General features: G+C 72.8%; 13 protein-coding genes. 8 read left to right on the top strand and 5 right to left on the bottom strand.

Features of this window, described 5'->3' with window-relative positions; all coding sequences use genetic code 11:
* Positions 1 to 55: 55 nt before the first annotated feature.
* Positions 56 to 2566 (bottom strand): DEAD/DEAH box helicase, encoded by a 2511-nt coding sequence (locus HNR68_RS10720; RefSeq protein ID WP_179720040.1) that lies wholly within the window; start codon positions 2564 to 2566, stop codon positions 56 to 58.
* A gap of 283 nt (positions 2567 to 2849) precedes the next feature.
* On the opposite strand from HNR68_RS10720, the gene HNR68_RS10715 reads away from it, so the two are divergent.
* The gene (locus HNR68_RS10715) at positions 2850 to 3542 is read left to right on the top strand and encodes a hypothetical protein (protein WP_179720038.1); all 693 of its coding nucleotides are present in this window, start codon (positions 2850 to 2852) and stop codon (positions 3540 to 3542) included.
* 50 nt (positions 3543 to 3592) lie between these two features.
* On the top strand, positions 3593 to 4759 hold the full coding sequence (locus HNR68_RS27395) for a 7-cyano-7-deazaguanine synthase (protein WP_179720036.1): 1167 nt from the start codon (positions 3593 to 3595) through the stop codon (positions 4757 to 4759).
* 9 nt (positions 4760 to 4768) lie between these two features.
* Here HNR68_RS27395 and HNR68_RS10705 read toward each other — a convergent pair whose 3' ends face one another.
* Positions 4769 to 6418 (bottom strand): thiamine pyrophosphate-binding protein, encoded by a 1650-nt coding sequence (locus HNR68_RS10705; protein ID WP_179720034.1) that lies wholly within the window; start codon positions 6416 to 6418, stop codon positions 4769 to 4771.
* On the bottom strand, positions 6415 to 7863 hold the full coding sequence (locus HNR68_RS10700) for a sodium:solute symporter family transporter (RefSeq protein WP_179720032.1): 1449 nt from the start codon (positions 7861 to 7863) through the stop codon (positions 6415 to 6417). Before HNR68_RS10700 ends, HNR68_RS10705 begins: the two co-directional genes overlap by 4 nt.
* Positions 7864 to 8013: 150 nt before the next feature.
* Here HNR68_RS10700 and HNR68_RS10695 point away from each other — a divergent pair, with 150 nt between their 5' ends.
* Together HNR68_RS10695 and HNR68_RS10690 are read left to right on the top strand one after the other, a co-directional pair.
* Complete coding sequence (locus HNR68_RS10695; RefSeq protein ID WP_343050059.1) at positions 8014 to 9540, top strand: PucR family transcriptional regulator ligand-binding domain-containing protein; 1527 nt, start codon at positions 8014 to 8016, stop codon at positions 9538 to 9540.
* Positions 9541 to 9639: 99 nt separating this feature from the next.
* A complete protein-coding gene (locus HNR68_RS10690; RefSeq protein ID WP_179720028.1) occupies positions 9640 to 9846 on the top strand; it encodes a hypothetical protein in 207 nt (68 codons plus the stop codon).
* 54 nt (positions 9847 to 9900) lie between these two features.
* On the opposite strand, the gene HNR68_RS10685 is transcribed toward HNR68_RS10690, so the two are convergent.
* Positions 9901 to 10341 (bottom strand): hypothetical protein, encoded by a 441-nt coding sequence (locus HNR68_RS10685; RefSeq protein ID WP_179720026.1) that lies wholly within the window; start codon positions 10339 to 10341, stop codon positions 9901 to 9903.
* Positions 10342 to 10661: 320 nt separating this feature from the next.
* Between HNR68_RS10685 and HNR68_RS10680 the strand changes: the two genes are divergently transcribed.
* The 3 genes from HNR68_RS10680 to meaB are packed head-to-tail and all read left to right on the top strand — an operon-like array spanning position 10662 to position 15704.
* On the top strand, positions 10662 to 12512 hold the full coding sequence (locus HNR68_RS10680; RefSeq protein WP_179720024.1) for a methylmalonyl-CoA mutase family protein: 1851 nt from the start codon (positions 10662 to 10664) through the stop codon (positions 12510 to 12512).
* Positions 12509 to 14713: a methylmalonyl-CoA mutase gene (gene scpA / locus HNR68_RS10675; RefSeq protein WP_179720022.1), complete on the top strand. Its 2205-nt coding sequence runs from the start codon at positions 12509 to 12511 to the stop codon at positions 14711 to 14713. Before HNR68_RS10680 ends, scpA begins: the two co-directional genes overlap by 4 nt.
* A gap of 1 nt (position 14714) precedes the next feature.
* On the top strand, positions 14715 to 15704 hold the full coding sequence (gene meaB, locus HNR68_RS10670; RefSeq protein WP_179720020.1) for a methylmalonyl Co-A mutase-associated GTPase MeaB: 990 nt from the start codon (positions 14715 to 14717) through the stop codon (positions 15702 to 15704).
* Here the strand turns inward: meaB and HNR68_RS10665 are convergent.
* Positions 15701 to 16987 carry a pentapeptide repeat-containing protein gene (locus tag HNR68_RS10665; protein WP_179720017.1) on the bottom strand — a complete coding sequence of 429 codons (1287 nt, stop codon included), beginning with the start codon at positions 16985 to 16987 and terminating at the stop codon, positions 15701 to 15703. The genes meaB and HNR68_RS10665 overlap by 4 nt on opposite strands.
* 135 nt (positions 16988 to 17122) lie before the next feature.
* On the opposite strand from HNR68_RS10665, the gene HNR68_RS10660 reads away from it, so the two are divergent.
* On the top strand, positions 17123 to 17455 hold the full coding sequence (locus HNR68_RS10660) for an STAS domain-containing protein (protein ID WP_343050057.1): 333 nt from the start codon (positions 17123 to 17125) through the stop codon (positions 17453 to 17455).
* Positions 17456 to 17495 lie beyond the last annotated feature (40 nt).

Here is a 17495-nt window from a genome sequence, read left to right as displayed (position 1 = left end):
GGCGGGTCGCCTGGATGGTAGGCCAGTGGCCCGGATCACGCCACCGCCCGCGGGATCAGAGCTGGTTGACGTCGGTGATCCGCAGGACCGCCGTCCCGGCCTCGTCGGAGGCGGCGAGGTCGACCTCCGCGCTGATGCCCCAGTCGTGGTCGCCGGCCGGGTCGTCGAAGACCTGCCGCACCAGCCAGCGGTCGGCCTCCTCGGTGATCATCAGCAGCGCCGGGCCGCGCGCGTCCGGTCCGGTGCCGATCTCGTCGTGCTCCTCGAAGTACTCCTCCAGCGCGTCCGCCCACGCGTCGGCGTCCCACCCGCTGTCCGCGTCCAGCTCGCCGAGCTCGTCGTAGCGGCGGCGCGAGGCCAGCTCCACGCGGCGGAACAGCGCGTTGCGCACCTGCACGCGGAAGGCCCGCTTGTTCGCGGTGATCCGCTCGGGCCCCTCGTCGACCGGTTCGGCGGCCGCCGGCTCGGCACCCGGGTGGCGCAGCTTCTCCCACTCGTCGAGCAGGCTGGAGTCGACCTGGCGCACCAGCTCGCCCAGCCACTCGATGATGTCGGTGAGCTCCTCGGTCTTGGCGTCGTCGGGCACGGTGTGCCGCAGCGCCTTGTAGACGTCGGCGAGGTAGCGCAGCACCAGGCCTTCGGAGCGGGCCAGCCCGTAGTAGCCGATGTACTCGACGAAGTTCATCGCCCGCTCGTACATGTCGCGGGCCACCGACTTCGGCGACAGCTCGTGCTCACCGACCCACGGGTGCCCCTTGCGGTAGGTCTCGTAGGCGGCTTCCAGCATCTCGGCGAGCGGCTTGGGGTGGGTGATCTCCTCCAGCAGCTCCATCCGCTCGTCGTACTCGATGCCGTCGGCCTTCATCTGCGCGACGGCCTCCCCGCGCGCCTTGAACTGCTGCTGCGACAGCACCTGCCGCGGATCGTCCAAGATGGACTCGATGACCGACAGCACGTCCAGCGCGTAGCTGGGCGATTCGGGGTCGAGCAGTTCGATGGCGGCCAGCGCGAACGGCGCGAGCGGTTGGTTGAGCGCGAAGTCGAACTGCAGGTCCACGGTCAACCGCACCCGGCGGCCCAGCTCGTCGGGCTCGTCCAGCTGCTCCACCACGTCGGCGGCCCGCAGCGCCCGGTAGATCGCGATGGCCCGCAGGATGTGGCGGCGCTGCGTCGCCCGGTCCTCGTGGTTGTCCTCCAGCAGGTGGCGCATCGCCGCGAACGCGTCGCCAGGGCGGTTGATGACGTTGAGCAGCATCGCGTGGTTGACCGTGAAGCTGGAGCGCAGCGGCTCCGGCTCTGCGGCCACCAGCTTCTCGAAGGTCTTCTCGCTCCACGACACGAAGCCCTCGGGCGCCTTCTTGCGCACCACCTTGCGCTTCTTCTTCGGGTCGTCACCGGCCTTGGCCAGCGCCCGCTCGTTCTCGATCTCGTGCTCCGGGGCCTGCACCACCACGTAGCCGGCGGTGTCGTAGCCCGCGCGCCCCGCACGACCGGCGATCTGGTGGAACTCGCGCGCCTTGAGGTGCCGGGTGCGCACCCCGTCGAACTTGGTCAGGCCGGTGAGCAGCACGGTGCGGATGGGCACGTTGATGCCCACGCCGAGCGTGTCGGTCCCGCAGATCACCTTGAGCAGCCCGGCCTGCGCCAGCTGCTCGACCAGCCGCCGGTACTTCGGCAGCATCCCGGCGTGGTGCACGCCGATGCCGTGCCGCACCAGCCGGGACAGCGTCTTGCCGAACCCGGCGGTGAACCGGAAGTCGCCGATCGCCTCGGCGATCTGGTCGCGCTGCTCGCGGGAGGCGACCTTGACGCTCATCAGCGCCTGCGCCTGCTCCAGCGCGGACGCCTGGTTGAAGTACACGACGTAGATCGGCGCCTGCTGACCGGCGAGCAGTTCCTCGATGGTCTCGTGCAGCGGCGTCTTGGCGTAGCGGAAGGTCAGCGGGATCGGGCGCTCGGCGGAGGTGACCACCGCGGTCTCCCGGCCGGTGCGCCGGGTGAGGTCCTCCTGGAAGAAGGTGACGTCGCCGAGGGTGGCGGACATGAGCACGAACTGGGTGCGCGGCAGCTCCAGCAGCGGCACCTGCCAGGCCCAGCCGCGGTCCGGCTCGGAGTAGAAGTGGAACTCGTCCATCACCACCTGGTCGACGTCGGCGCGGTCGCCGTCGCGCAGCGCGATGTTGGCCAGGATCTCGGCGGTGCAGCAGATGATCGGCGCGTCCGCGCTGACGCTGCTGTCGCCGGTCATCATGCCGACGTTCTCCGCGCCGAAGACGTCGACCAGGGAGAAGAACTTCTCCGACACCAGGGCCTTGATCGGCGCGGTGTAGAAGCTGCGCTTGCCCTCGGCCAGCGCGGTGAAGTGCGCCCCGGTCGCCACCAGGCTCTTCCCCGAGCCGGTCGGGGTGCTCAGGATGACGTTCGACCCGGTCACCACCTCCATCAGCGCCTCTTCCTGCGCTGGGTACAGCTCGATGCCCTGGTCGGTGGTCCAGGTCACGAACGCGTCGAGCAGCGCGTCGGGGTCGGGCGTGTCGGCTGCGGGGAGGTGGTCGGTGAGCTTCATCGTCCTCCCATCGTCCCTGGACAGCTCCGACCGGATCGACCCGGGGTGGCCGATACCACCTCCACCCGCACCGCGACCAGCCCCCGCCCGCGCGGACCGCACTGCTCCAGACGACCCCGCTCCCGCTGCAGCCACTGAGCCGTGCGAGCGATGATCACGCAGCGCGATTGATCAGGCACGAAGGGGATTCGTAACGTCGATGTACGGGGGTCATGACTGCGCTGGGGTGGGGATGGGGACTTCGACCCGATGGCCGGGGCCGAGCGGCGGACATTGGCAGAGGGTGCACAAGGAGATCAAGGACGTTCTCCCCGGAGAACCAGACGGTGGTTCTCCCGAGCTTCGGGAAGTCGCACGCAGCTGTCTCCGTGCGCTGCGGACCGAGGGAACCGGCGCCCCGGCTCTGCGAGCCACGGTGCGTGAGGCCGGAACCGCACTGGTGGAGGCGCTCGAGCGAGTTGCAGAGCGGGGCGTCGAACTGGTGGAGCCGGACGGAACGGCGGACGACGATCGAGGTGCCCTCGCTCACCAACAGCTCGTCGACCTCATCGCCGGGCCGCCGGGCACCGCGACGGGCTCTGCCGTCCGGAGAGCGGCCGAGCGGGTAGCGCACGAGCTGCTCGATGGGCACGACGACGTGACGTTCTCGCAGTCGGGACGGGTCACCCTCAGCGACGACCTGTTCTGCCTGCTCCACCGGCTCTTCTTCGAAGAGCTCGTGATCGCGTTCATCGAGGCGGTCGTCGTCGAACCAGCTTTGAACGCGGTCGTACCCGGCGTGACGCTGCTCGACCCGTTCGGCCAGCTCCGTGAAGCGCTGTCTGAAGAGATCGTCGAACTCCTCCCCAGCCCGTGCGCGGAGCGAGAGGAGCCGGGCCGGCGTGGTCGATCCATCTTCGACGTCGCGCGCGACTTGCTGCCGGACACCGTCACAAGCCTGCTCGAAGAGCGACCAGCGTCGGGAGAGGCCGCATGACACCGAAGCTCCGAGGTTCGTACCGGTTCGTCGACGCCGACTGCGGCACCGTGCCGGTCACCAGCGACGACGTGCAAGAAACGGAGGAGACGCTGCAGCGGGCCGTTCAATTCGGCGTGCTGCCGCCACCGTGGTCGACGGACCTGCTGCACATCGCACGGATGGTGTTCGTCGCGGACAAGCGGTGTGATCGCCGCAAGGCGCCGGACAGGTGGACGCGCACGATCGACCTCGAGGTCGAGCTGATCGACCCCGCTCCGTGGCGCGACCGGGCCGGGCGCATCGTGCTCGAACTGTTGACCGTGTTGACCGGCGACCGCTGGCGGCTCGACTTCAGGCAGACGAACGAGTCCTTCGAGGTGCAGATGGGGCTCTTCGACGAGCCCGTCTCGGAGGTGGTGCTCTTCTCCGGCGGACTCGACTCCACGGCGTACGGGTCGAAGCGATCACGCGAGCGAGAGCCGTTGTTGTTCGTCACGTACCAGGACTTCCACCTGTACGAGTTGCAACGGCGCCGCCTCGAGAAGATGTCCGGTGGCGACGGGACCCGGTACGTCACGACGAGCCAGAGAGTGCAGGAAGTGCAGGAGTGGTCCAGTCGTTCCCGCGGGTTCCTCTACGTGGCGACGGCGATCTGGGCCGCGACCGCACGCGGCGCGTCCCGGGTCTGCATTCCCGAGAACGGTCAACTCGCGGTGAATCCCCCGCTGACTCCGAGTCGCCTCGGCAGCTGCTCCACGCGCTCGGTGCACCCCTACACGCTGCACCTGCTGAACGAGCTGATCGCCTGCCTCGGCGAGCAGGACCTGACCGTGGAGAACCCGCTGTGGTCCATGACGAAGGGCGAGGTGTGCGAGCTCGCCCTCCAGTCCGGCCTCTCTGCCGAGGAGCTGGCAGAGGAGACCTACAGCTGCGGGAGCCACCCCGCCAACACCGGCGGCAGGGACGAGCATTGCGGTGCCTGCGTTCCCTGCCTGCTCCGGAGGTCCGGCCTGCACGCGAGCTCCGGTGGTGACCGCACGCGCTACAAGGAACCACCGGAACGGGTTCGACAGCACGAGAACGTGCGCGCCTTGGAGTGGTGGTTGAACCACGAATTCGGCGAGCGCGACATCGTCGCCGACATGCCGCTGCCGCCTGGGCTCAGCGCACGTTCGCTGCTGCCCGTCCTGGAACGGGGGCGCATCGAGTACCGCACCATGCTGGCGTCGCTGTGACCGCCCTGGTCAGCCCTGGTCGAGGTGGGTGGGGGCGAAGAGGCGGAGGCGTTGCGGGAGGACGACGACGCTCGGGCCCGGGGTGCGGAGGGCCCCGGCGAGGTCGGCGCGGAGGCGGTCCGGGTCCGTGCGCACCGCCGGGACGCCGAACGCCGAGGCCAGGGCCACGAAGTCGGGCCGGGCCAGCTCGGTGGCCGTGGTCTCGCCGAAGGCGTCGGTGAGGTACTCGCGGAGGATGCCGTAGCCGCCGTCGTCGACCACCAGCCACGTCACGTCGAGGTCGTGCTGGACCGCGGTGGCCAGCTCGGCGATGCCGTACATCGCTCCCCCGTCGCCCGACACCGCCAGGGCGGGGCGGCCGGTCGCCGCCGCGCCGAGCGCCGCGGGCAGGCCGAAGCCGAGGCCACCGGCGCCCTGCGCGGAGTGCATCGGGGCGCCGTCGGTGTTCCACGCCGACCAGGCCCAGTAGCCGAGCATCGTCATGTCCCAGAAGCTCGGCGTGCCCTCGGGCACCGCGGCGCGCACCTCCGTCAGGACGCGCTGCTCCAGCTCCAGGTCCTGCGCCGCCAGCCGGGCGCGCACCCGGGCCAGCAGGTCCGCGACCGCGCGTTCGGCGCGACCGTCCGGTTCGCGGCGCGGGAGCCGCTCCAGCAGCGCCGACAGCAGGAGCTTGACGTCCGCGTGCAGGCCCAGGGCCGGGTGGTTCGACTCCAGCTTGCCCGCGTCCGCCTCCACCTGGACCACGCGACCGCGCGGGGCGAACCGGTGGTAGTTGCTGGTCAGCTCGCCGAGGCCGGACCCGAGCACGAGCAGCACGTCCGCGGCGGCCAGGAACTCCGTGCTGTGCCAGTCCTCCAGCCACGACTGGCCGGACAGCGGGTGCTCCCACGGGAAGACGCCCTTCCCGCCGAAGGTGCTCAGCACCGGTGCCCGCAGCGCCTCGGCCAGCTCCAGCAGCTCCGGTTCGGCCCCGGCGCGCGCCGCGCCTCCCCCGGCCAGGACCACCGGGTTCTCCGCGCCGGCCAGCAGCCGCGCCGCCTCGTCGACCAGCTCCGGCAGCGGCTCCAGCGGCGCCGGCCGGGCGGTGGCCGAGGTGATCGGCGGGAGCTCGGCCGGGGCGAGCAGCACGTCCTGCGGGATCTCCACCCACACCGGACCGTAGGGGACGGTCGCCGCGGACTCCCACGCCGCGCGCAGCGCGCCGGGGACCTGGCTGGCCGTGCGCACCACGTGCACCGACTTCACCACGTCCCGGAAGCTGGCCTGCTGGTCGGGCAGTTCGTGCAGGTAGCCGTGCCGCCCACCGCCCAGTCCGGCCACCGGCACCTGGCTGGAGATGCCCAGCACCGGCACCGACGCGGCCCGCGACTCCTGCAGCGACGCGAGGGTGAGCAGCGCGCCCGGACCGGTCGAGACGACCACCGGCGTCACCGGCACCGGGCCCGCCGGGTCGGCGGCCAGCCGCGCGCGGGCGTGGCCGTCGGCCGCGAAGGCCAGGTTGTTCTCCACCCGGGAGCTGACCAGCCGCAGGTCGGGGGCGCGGCGCAGCGCGTCGAACAGCCCGAGCGCGTGCTGGCCGGGCAGGCCGAACACGGTCTCGGCGCCGAGCGCGCGCAGCGTCTCGACCACCAGGTCGCCACCGGTCCTGCCGTCGGTCATCGCCCACCTCCCACGGTGTCCTCCAGTGCGGTCTCCGGGACCGGCCCGGCACCGCTGGTGCGCTGGTCCCAGGCCGCCAGCACCTCCGGGTCGGTGCGCGGGGTGAGCAGGCTGACCACGACGTAGCAGACCAGGCTCGCGCCGAGACCGTAGTAGATCGGCTCGTTCGCCAGCAGGCCGTGCACCGCCATCGACACGAGCACCACCACCGAGCCCACCACCATCGAGGCCAGTGCCCCGGCGCGGGTGCCGCGCTTCCACACCAGCCCGCCGAGGATCGCCACGAGCAGCCCGCCGACCAGGATGTTGTAGGCGACGGTGAGCGCGGCGACGACGTCGTCGACGGCCATCGCGACGCCGATCGCCACCACGCCGAGCACGAGCGTGGTGATCCGGTTGGTGCGGACGTCCGTGGACGCCCCGCGCAGCCGGGTCAGCACGTCCGTGGTGGTCACGGTCGAGCAGGCGATGAGCGCACCGCTGGAGGTCGACATCAGCGCCGACAGCGCGGCGGCCAGCACCAGGCCGCGCACGCCGGTCGGCAGCAGCTCCGCCACGATGGTGGCGAACGCGTCGTCGGCGTTGCCCAGGTCCGGGTACAGCACCTTGGCGGCGGTGCCGATCAGCGCTCCCGCGACGCCGTAGACCAGGCAGTACGCGCCGGAGAGCAACCCGCCGCCGGTCGCCACCCGCGGGCTGCGCGCGGTGAACACCCGCTGCCAGATGTCCTGGCCGATGAGCAGCCCGAAGCCGTAGGTCAGCACGTAGGTGACGATCGTGGCGCCGCCGATGCTGGTGGGGTCGAGGAAGTCCGGCGGCACCCGCTCCGCGAGGCCGTCGGGGCCGCCCGCCGCGACCAGCGACATCGGCAGCAACACCAGCAGGACGCCGATGGTCTTGATGACGAACTGCGCGATGTCGGTGAGCGTGATCGACCACATGCCGCCGAGCACCGAGTACAGCACCACGATCGAACCGCCGATGGCGATCCCGACCGCGCTCGGGACGCCGAGGAGCACGTGGAAGACGGTGGCGAAGGACAACGTGGAGGTGACCGTGAGCATGAGCGTGTAGCCCCACATCACCACGCCCGCGATCACCGTCGACGAGCCGCCGTAGCGCAGGTCGAGCATCTCCGAGACGGTGTAGACCCGCAGCTTCACCAGCCGCCGGGCGAAGAACGCGTGCAGCGCGAGGATGCCCAGGCCGATGGTCAGCACCAGCCAGGCACCCGAGACGCCGTGCGTGTACCCGAGCCCGACACCGCCGATGGTGGACGCGCCGCCGAGCACGATCGCCGACATCGTCCCGGAGTACATGAACCAGCCGAGCCGCCGCCCGGCGACCAGGAAGTCGCTCTTGGTGCGGGCCAGGCGCATGCCGACCCAGCCGATGCCGATCATCGCAGCGACGTAGAGCGCGATCACCGCGTAGTCCCCGACCACGACGGCCTCCTCGTGCAGGTGCTGGTGGACGTCGGGGCTGCGCCCCGGCGGCGGTGATCTGGGCCACCGCCGTGCCGGACACCGTAGGCGCGGGTCACCAGGGGACGACATGGGACGATCCGTCCCAGTTCGGCGTAGTCTGTGGACGTTGTGACCACGGCCTCCACCGCCATCCCGCTGCGCGCGGTCGTCGACGACGACGCGCTGCACCTCGACGTCGTCGCCGACAGCCTCCGCGCCGGCGCGCTGGACCGGCCGGTGCGCTGGGCGCACGTCAGCGAGCTGCGCAACCCCGGCCCGTACCTGCTGGGCGGCGAGCTGCTGCTCACCGCGGGCGTCAACCTCGCCGACGCGCGAGCGGACGTCGACGACTACGTCCGGGGACTGCTGGACGCCGGGATCACCGCGCTCGGGTTCGGCGTCACGCCACCCATGCACGACGCGCTGCCCGAGGCCCTGCGCGAGGCGTGCGTGCGGCACGGGCTGCCGCTGCTGGTGGTGCCGCCCCGGACGCCGTTCCTGGCGATCAGCCGGGCGGTCGCGCTCGCACTGGCCGACGCCGCCCAACGCGAGCAGCGACGGGTGGCGGTGGCGCGCGAAGCGCTCATCAAGGCCGCGGCCGACGGGTTGCGCCCGCTGGTGCGCGCGCTCGGGCGGCAGCTGGGCGCGTGGGTGGTGCTCGCCGGGCGGCACGACGAGGCGGTGGCCGAGCACGGTGCGCCCGCCCGGTGGCCCGCCGAGCTGCCGGAACTGCTGGCGAGGCTGCGCGCGGGGCGGGGGATCCGCAGCGCCACCACCGAACTCGCCGACGGGACCGCGCTGCTCGCGCAACCCGTGTCGCCGCAGGCGACGGCCTCACAGCTGCTCGTCCTCGGCCGCCGCGAGCGCTTCGACGCCACCGAGCGGTCCATCGTCGCGGTCGGCGCCGGACTGCTGGGGCTGGCCGGCCGGGCGCGGGACGCCCCGCTGAGCGCGGCCACCACCGCGCTGCTGCTGGGCAGCGCGCCGCCGGAGGAGGTGCTCCCCCGGCTGCTGACCGGCGAGGAGTACCGGGTGGTCGCGGGCACGCCGACGCGCCGGCGCGCGGCCGACGACCTCGCCGACCACGACTGGTTGTGCACCCGGCTGCGCACGCCGCTGGTCCAGCTCGCCGGCGGCGGCTTCACCGCGATCACCGACTGCTGCCCCGCCCCGGAGGTCCTGTCCGCGGTGCGGGAGCGGGGGTGGTTGCCGGTGGTGAGCCGGCGGTTGCGCGCCGACGCGGTGCCCCGCGCGGGGCCCGAGGTCGAGGCCCTGCTGGACCGCGCCCGGTCCCTGGGCCGCCCGGTGGTGGCGGAGCGCGCTGGACTGTCCACAGTGGTGCGCCCGGAGGCGGCGAGCGCGTTCGCGGCCGAGCTGCTGGCCCCGCTGCGCGCGCTGGGGCCGGACCGGCGGGGGCTCGTCGACACGCTGCGCACCTGGCTGGCGCACCACGGCAGCTGGGAACGCACGGCGACCGCGCTCGGCGTGCACCGCAACAGCGTCCGGCACCGCATCGGGCAGGTGGAACGCGCGCTCGGCGTGGACCTCGCCGATCCGGAGACCCGGATGGAGCTGTGGTTCGCCCTCCGCTGGGACGAGGACGGCGGGGCGCCAGGCGGGAGCCGGGGCTCCGCTGTCGGCGGTGAGCTGCGCTGACTCCGGGTGCACGGCTTCCCACCGGTTCGCGCGCTGGTGCAGCGGGGTGGGGATCGGGGACGATGGGGGCCGTTGGTGAGAACGCGGGAGGAGGGTGCCATGTCGAGCCGGAACGTGCGGTTCGTCGGCGGGCCGCTGGACGGGCGGATGCAGGACCTCCGTGACTCGGAAGCCGTCGCGGGCCGGCTGCTGCGGCACATCCACCTGCACGACGGGCCCAAGATCGAGACCCACTACGAGCTGCACTACACGCCCGAGGCGGGCTGGGTCTACCACCTCTGCGGCCAGGGCCCCCCGGGGTCGTGAGCGCGAAGACCGGCTCCAGCCGGTCCGCGCACTCACGACCCCGGGGGGCGGCGCTCAGGTCGTGAAGGCCCAGACGTGGACGACGGCCCGGTCGGGAGGTGAGGTGTCCACCAGCACCTCGCGGAACACCGTCTCCGGGCGACCCGGGCCGGGCGGGAGCTCGTCCGAGGCGGACGCGAACTCGGCCCCGACCGGTGCCTGCGGCACGGGCTCGTAGCCGACCACGCGCCCCGGCTGCAACGGCGTGCGGAACTGCGAGCCGCCCAGCAGCTGCTCCACCGCCCCGTCGTCGACCGCGACCGCGAGCCGGTAGATCGAGTCCTGCCCGTGCTCGGCGTCGACGCCGAGCACCTCCGCCCCCGGCGGCACGACGACGCCGCTGAACGCCAAGGCCTCCTCCACCGGCGGCGGAGCGTCACGGGAGTCGCGACCACCGCCGCAACCGCTGGTCACGAGCGCACAGACGAGGAACACCACCACCAGGACAGCGCGCATCGGCCCATCACACCATTCCCGCCGGCACCCTCAGTCACGACCCCGTCCCGGGTCGTCGCGACCGTCCCGGCCACCGTCCGAGGGGTCCGGCAGGTGCCACCGGTCGCCGCCGCACCGGTTCGAGGAAGGCGGTCTCGTCGTCGCGCTCGGGCACCTGCGCCTGGGGCACGGGCGGTGATCGCGCAATTGTCGGGTCCCGCCAAAATCGGGGGCGCTGTGGCGCTGGACCCGACAAGGGGTGCGGTCGAGGCGGGGGTTGCGACAGGTGTCACAGAGCTGATCGGGTTGGACACCCGGGTACCGGCCTACCATCAGTGGCCATGGTGGCGCACTCGAAGTCGAGCGGCGTCGGACCGGAGCTGGCCTTGGCCGCCGATTTCCCGGAACCGACCCACGAGCAGTGGCAAGCCCAGGTCGCGAAGGTCCTGCAACGCTCGGGCCTGGTCGGCGACGACCCGGCCGGACCGGTCGAGGACGTGCTGGCCACCACCACCTACGACGGCATCACCGTGCGCCCCCTCTACACCGAGCCCGCGGGCGAGACGGGCGTGCCCGGGCTGGCGCCGTTCGTGCGCGGCAGCCGCCCGCAGGGCAGCGTCGCCGAGGGCTGGGACGTGCGGCAACGCCACGACAACCCCGACGCCGCCGAGACCAACCGGGAGGTCTTGGCCGACCTCCACAACGGCGTGTCGTCGCTGTGGCTGCGGCTGGGCCGCGGCGGGCTGGCCGTCGACGACCTCGCGGACGCGCTGGACGGCGTCCACCTGGACATGATCGGCGTGGCGCTGGACGCCGGGGCCGAGACCACCGCCGCCGCGGACGCCCTCTTCGCACTCGCCGAGGAGCAGGGCGTGCGCCCCCACGCGCTGCGCGGCACCCTCGGCGCCGACCCGCTGGGCTGGCAGGCCCGCACCGGGCAGGCCGGGGACGAGGAGGAGGCGGTCGCCCTCGCCGAGCGCTGCGCAGGGCTGCCGGAGCTCGGGGCGCTGGTCGTGGACGGGTTGCCGTACCACGAGGCGGGCGGCTCGGACGCCCAGGAGCTCGGCTGCTCGCTCGCCGCCGCCACCACCTACCTGCGGTGGCTCACCGAGGCCGGCATCGACGTCGAGACCGCCGCACGGCTGGTCGAGTTCCGCTACGCCGCCACCGCCGACCAGTTCCTCACCATCGCCAAGCTGCGCGCCGCGCGCCGCCTGTGGGAGCAGGTGACCCGCACCTGCGGCGTCGCGGAACGCGCCCGCGGCCAGCGGCAGCACGCCGTGACCTCCCCGGCGATGCTCACCAAGCGCGACCCGTGGGTGAACATGCTGCGCACCACGATCGCGTCCTTCGCCGCGGGCATCGGGGGCGCGCAGGCGGTGACCACGCTGCCGTTCGACGCCGCGATCGGGCTGCCGGACTCCTTCGCCCGGCGCATCGCCCGCAACACCCAGTCGCTGCTGCTGGAGGAGTCGCACCTGGCGCAGGTGATCGACCCGGCGGGCGGCTCCTACTACGTCGAGTCGCTGACCGACGAGCTGGCGAAGGCCGCCTGGGCCTGGTTCCAGCGGATCGAGGCTGCCGGCGGCCTCCCCGCCGCGCTGGGGTCCGGGCTGGTCGCCGACGCGCTCGCCGCGACCTGGGAGCAGCGCCGCACCGCGATCGCGCACCGCCGGGACGCCATCACCGGGGTCAGCGAGTTCCCGGACCTGGACGAACCGGTGCTGGAGCGCGAGCCCGCCCCGGAACAGCCCGGCGGCGGCCTGCCCGTGCACCGCTACGCCGAGGACTTCGAGCGGCTGCGGGACGCGGCCGACGCGCAGCCGACACGGCCCACGGTGTTCCTCGCGACGCTCGGCTCGCTGGCCGCCCACAACGCGCGCGCGTCGTTCGCGCGGAACCTCTTCGCCGCGGGCGGCGTCGCGTGCACCGACGCGGGGGCCACCGAGTCCACAGCGGACGTGCTCGCCGCCTACGACGGCGCGCCGGTGGTGTGCTTGTGCTCCAGCGACGAGGTCTACGCCGACCGCGCGGCGGAGACCGCGGAGGCGCTGAAGCGGGCTGGAGCGCGGCAGGTGCTGCTGGCCGGGAAGCCGAGCGGGACCGGGGGCGTGGACGGGTACGTCCACGCCGGGTGCGACGCGCTGGCCGTCCTCACCGACGTCCACGAGCAGTTGGGAGTCCGACGATGACGCAGATCCCGAACTTCGCCGACGTCCCGCTGGACAGCCCTCCGGCCGCCGATCCCCAGCGGTGGCAGGAGGAACTGCTCGCCGCCACCGGCAAGGAGGCCGACGCGCTGGTGTGGGAGGCGCCCGAGGGCATCGGCGTCAAACCGCTCTACACCGCCGACGACACCGCGGGCCTGGACTTCCTGCACACCTACCCCGGGCTGGCCCCGTTCCTGCGCGGGCCCTACCCGACGATGTACGTCAACCAGCCGTGGACCATCCGGCAGTACGCCGGGTTCTCCACCGCCGAGGAGTCCAACGCCTTCTACCGCCGCAACCTCGCCGCCGGGCAGAAGGGCCTGTCGGTGGCCTTCGACCTGGCGACCCACCGCGGCTACGACTCCGACCACCCGCGCGTGGCGGGCGACGTGGGCATGGCCGGGGTGGCCATCGACTCGATCCTGGACATGCGGCAGCTCTTCGACGGCATCCCGCTGGACCGCATGAGCGTGTCGATGACCATGAACGGCGCGGTGCTGCCGGTGATGGCGCTCTACATCGTCGCCGCCGAGGAACAGGGTGTGGCGCCGGAGAAGCTGGCCGGGACCATCCAGAACGACATCCTCAAGGAGTTCATGGTCCGCAACACCTACATCTACCCGCCGCAGCCGTCGATGCGGATCATCTCCGACATCTTCGCCTACACCTCGCAGCGGATGCCGAAGTTCAACTCCATCTCGATCTCCGGCTACCACATCCAGGAGGCCGGGGCGACCGCGGACCTGGAGCTGGCCTACACGCTCGCGGACGGGGTGGAGTACCTGCGGGCCGGGCGGCAGGCCGGGCTGGACATCGACGCCTTCGCGCCCCGGTTGTCGTTCTTCTGGGGCATCGGGATGAACTTCGCGATGGAGGTCGCGAAGCTGCGCGCGGCGCGCCTGCTGTGGGCGAAGCTGGTCAAGCGGTTCGAGCCGCAGAACCCGAAGTCGCTGTCGCTGCGGACCCACTCGCAGACCTCCGGCTGGTCGCTGACCGCCCAGGACGTCTACAACAACGTGGTGCGCACCTGCGTGGAGGCGATGGCCGCCACCCAGGGCCACACCCAGTCGCTGCACACCAACGCGCTCGACGAGGCGCTGGCGCTGCCCACCGACTTCTCCGCGCGCATCGCCCGCAACACGCAGCTGGTGCTGCAGCAGGAGTCCGGCACCACGCGGGTGATCGACCCGTGGGGCGGCAGCTACTACCTGGAGCGGCTCACCCAGGACCTCGCCGAGCGCGCGTGGGCGCACCTCACCGAGGTCGAGGACGCCGGCGGCATGGCGCAGGCCATCGACGCGGGCATCCCGAAGCTGCGCATCGAGGAGGCCGCCGCCCGCACCCAGGCGCGCATCGACTCCGGTCGCCAGCCGCTGATCGGCGTCAACAAGTACCGCTACGACGGTGACGAGCAGGTCGACGTGCTCAAGGTCGACAACGCCGGGGTCCGCGCCCAGCAGCTGGAGAAGCTGCGGCGGCTGCGGGAGGAGCGCGACAGCCAGGCCTGCGAGGACGCGCTGCGCCGCCTGACCGCGGCGGCCGAGGCCGCGATGTCCGACGAGCGCCCCCACGACCTGGCGCACAACCTGCTCACGCTGGCCGTGGACGCGGCGCGGGCGAAGGCGACCGTCGGGGAGATCTCGGACGCGCTGGAGAAGGTGTTCGGGCGCCACTCCGGGCAGATCCGTACGATCACCGGCGTGTACCGGGACGAGTCGGGCCCGTCGGAGCAGCTGGAGACCGCGCGCCGGCGCGTGGAGGAGTTCGCCGAGGCCGAGGGCCGCCGTCCGCGCATCCTGGTCGCCAAGATGGGCCAGGACGGCCACGACCGCGGCCAGAAGGTGATCGCCACCGCCTTCGCCGACCTGGGCTTCGACGTGGACGTGGGGCCGCTGTTCCAGACCCCGGCCGAGGTGGCCCGCCAGGCCGCCGAGTCCGACGTGCACGTCGTCGGCGTCTCCAGCCTCGCCGCCGGGCACCTGACCCTGGTGCCCGCGCTGCGCGACGAGCTCGCCGCGATCGGCCGCGACGACATCATGATCGTCGTCGGTGGCGTCATCCCGCCCGCCGACTTCGACGCGCTGCGGCAGGCCGGGGCCTCGGCGATCTTCCCGCCCGGCACGGTCATCGCCCAGGCGGCGCTGGGCCTGCTCGACGAACTCCGCGACCGGCTCGGCCACTGACATGCCGCGCACGATCGACGTCCAGGACTACGCCAAGGGCGTGCTCGCCGGTTCCCGCACCAAGCTGGCGCAGGCGATCACGCTGGTGGAATCCACCCGCGCCGACCACCGCGAGCTGGCCCAGCAGCTGCTCACCGAGCTGCTGCCGCACAGCGGTGGCGCGCACCGGATCGGCATCACCGGTGTTCCCGGCGTGGGCAAGTCGACGTTCATCGAGGCGTTCGGGTCGATGCTGACCGGTGCCGGGCACCGGGTGGCGGTGCTGGCCGTGGACCCGTCGTCCACCCGCAGCGGCGGCAGCATCCTCGGCGACAAGACGCGGATGGGCAAGCTGGCCAGCGACCCGGCGGCGTTCGTGCGGCCGTCGCCGTCGGCGGGCACGCTCGGCGGTGTCGCGCGCGCGACGCGGGAGACCATCGTGCTCATGGAGGCCGCCGGCTTCGACGTGGTGCTGGTGGAGACCGTCGGGGTCGGGCAGTCCGAGGTGACCGTGGCGGGCATGGTCGACTGCTTCCTGCTGCTGTCCCTGGCCCGCACCGGCGACCAGCTGCAGGGCATCAAGAAGGGCGTCCTGGAGCTGGCCGACATCATCGCGGTCAACAAGGCCGACGGCGACCACGCGGGCGAAGCCCGCAAGGCGGCCCGCGAGCTCCGCAGCGCCCTGCGCCTGCTCACCCCGGTCAGCGCCAGCTGGACACCGCCGGTGCTGACGTGCAGCGGCCTGCAGGGCATCGGCCTGGACGAGGTGTGGGAGCAGGTCCAGAAGCACCGCGAGGTGCTGACCGAGACCGGCGAGTTCGCGGAGAAGCGCAGCCGCCAGCAGGTCGAGTGGACCTGGGCGCTGGTGCGCGACCAGCTGATGTCCGAGCTCACCCACCACCCCGGGGTCCGCGCGATCCTCGGCGAGGTGGAGGCCCAGGTGCGCGCGGGCGAACTGCCCGCGAGCCGGGCCGCCGAGCGGTTGCTCGAGGCGTTCCGGGACGGCTCCTAGTCGGTGGCGGGTTCGAACCGCCGCCAACGACGCTGGTCCTCGTCGGGCGTTGCGCCGTCGACGGTCAGTCGCCACCCCGGCAGGCCCCGCAGCAGGTCGTGGTCGGGCAGCTGGTCGGGAACGAGGACCCGGGCGCCGGAGAGGTCCGGCACTCCCCGCTCGGTGCGGCCGAACCACACCGCGTCGTGGAACTCGGCTTCGCGGAACGAGGCCCTCCCCGGCAACCGCGTCCCGCCGAACGAGGTGGAGCCGTGGAAGCGCGTCCCGTCGAAGGAAGCCGTGTCGAGGAACTCCGCCGCCCCGAAGGCGACGTCGTGGAACGTCGCCTCCCGGAACGACGCCGTGGCGTCGAACGCCGTGTGGCGGAAGGAGGTCTCACCGCGGAGCTCGCCTTCGGCGAACGAGGCCGGGCCGTGGAACCGGGCCCCGTCGAAGGAGACCGCACCGTCGAAACCCGCGTGGCGGAAGGAGATCTCGCCGCGGCACCTCGTCCCGCCGAACCGGGCGACGTCGTGGAACCGCGCTGCGTCGAAGGACGCCGCATCGACGAGCACGGCTCCGCGGAGCGACACCGCACCGCGGAACTCCGCGCGGTGGAAGGACGCGTCGCCGTGGAACACCGCGCCGTCGAACGAGGCGCCGCGGACGCAGCAGTCCGCCATGTCCCAGTCGAGCAGCGTGGCCCGGGTGAGGTCGAGGTCGACGTCCGCCCAGAACGTCGCCTCCGCGCCGGGGCGGAGGTGCGTGGTGAGCAGCCGTTGTGCGGTGAGCCGCACCTGGGTCTCCTGGCGGTGCCCGTCCTGCTGCTCCGGGTCGACCTCGCCGGGACCGGCGAAGGGCATGCGCAGGTAGGCGCACAGCAGGTCCACGACCGTCTGCCGGTGACCGGGGTTGTCCTGCGCGAGCCGCTCGAGGGCGTGCAGCGCCGCCAGCCGCACCGGCGCCGTGTCCGACCCCAGCTGCTCCGCGGCGGAGGCGTAGAGCTCGGTGATCCGGCGTTCCGCGGCGTCGTGGCGGGCGTCGGCGGCGACGAGCTCCTTGTGGGCCAGGTCCCGCTCGTTCTGGGCCAGCTGCAGTTCGAGGGCGCGTTGCCGCCGCGCGGCGAGCAGCAGCGCCGCCGCGCCACCGGTGCCGACCACGATGCCGCCCGCCAGCTTCACGATCTCCAGGCGGATCTGGTCCTGCGGGCTGCCGCCGCCGAACAGGGCGAGCAGCGTCCACATCGACACCGCCGCCACGCCCAGCAGCACCACCGCACCGACCCAGATCGACCAGGCCGGCATCACGGAGACGGACCGGCCCCCCTGCGCGTCCCGCCTCCACCACGATCCGATCACGCCGACGAGCATGCCACCGAGCGCGCGGGAACGGCGCCGGATCGCCGGCTCCACCGCTAGGGTGGCGGCGTGGAGTTCAGCGTGACCAGCGCACAGCTGCCCGGCGGCGTCACGCTGATCACCGTCCGCGGTGAGGTCGACGTCTTCACCTCGCCCGCGCTGGAGGCGCGGCTGGCCGACGCGGTCGACGACGGTGCGGTGCGGGTCGTCGTGGACCTCTCGCCGGTCGACTTCCTGGACAGCACGGCGCTCGGCGTGCTGGTCGGCGGCTGGAAGCGGATGCGCGCCGCCGACGGCGACCTGGTCGTGGTGTGCGCGGCGGAGCGACTGCTCAGGCTCTTCCGGATCACCCGCCTCGACGAGGTGCTCCCCCTCGTTCCCGACGTCCCCTCCGCTCGCTCCTGGCGGCCGTGAGCAGCGTGGTCCGGTCGGGGATCCCGCGCCGGCGAGCACC

Origin of the sequence: Saccharopolyspora hordei (assembly GCF_013410345.1) — a bacterium.
In the GTDB taxonomy this organism is placed as follows: Bacteria; Actinomycetota; Actinomycetes; order Mycobacteriales; family Pseudonocardiaceae; genus Saccharopolyspora; species Saccharopolyspora hordei.
Note: the sequence above shows the minus strand (reverse complement) of the source record. Positions and strands in the feature narration are given on the sequence as shown.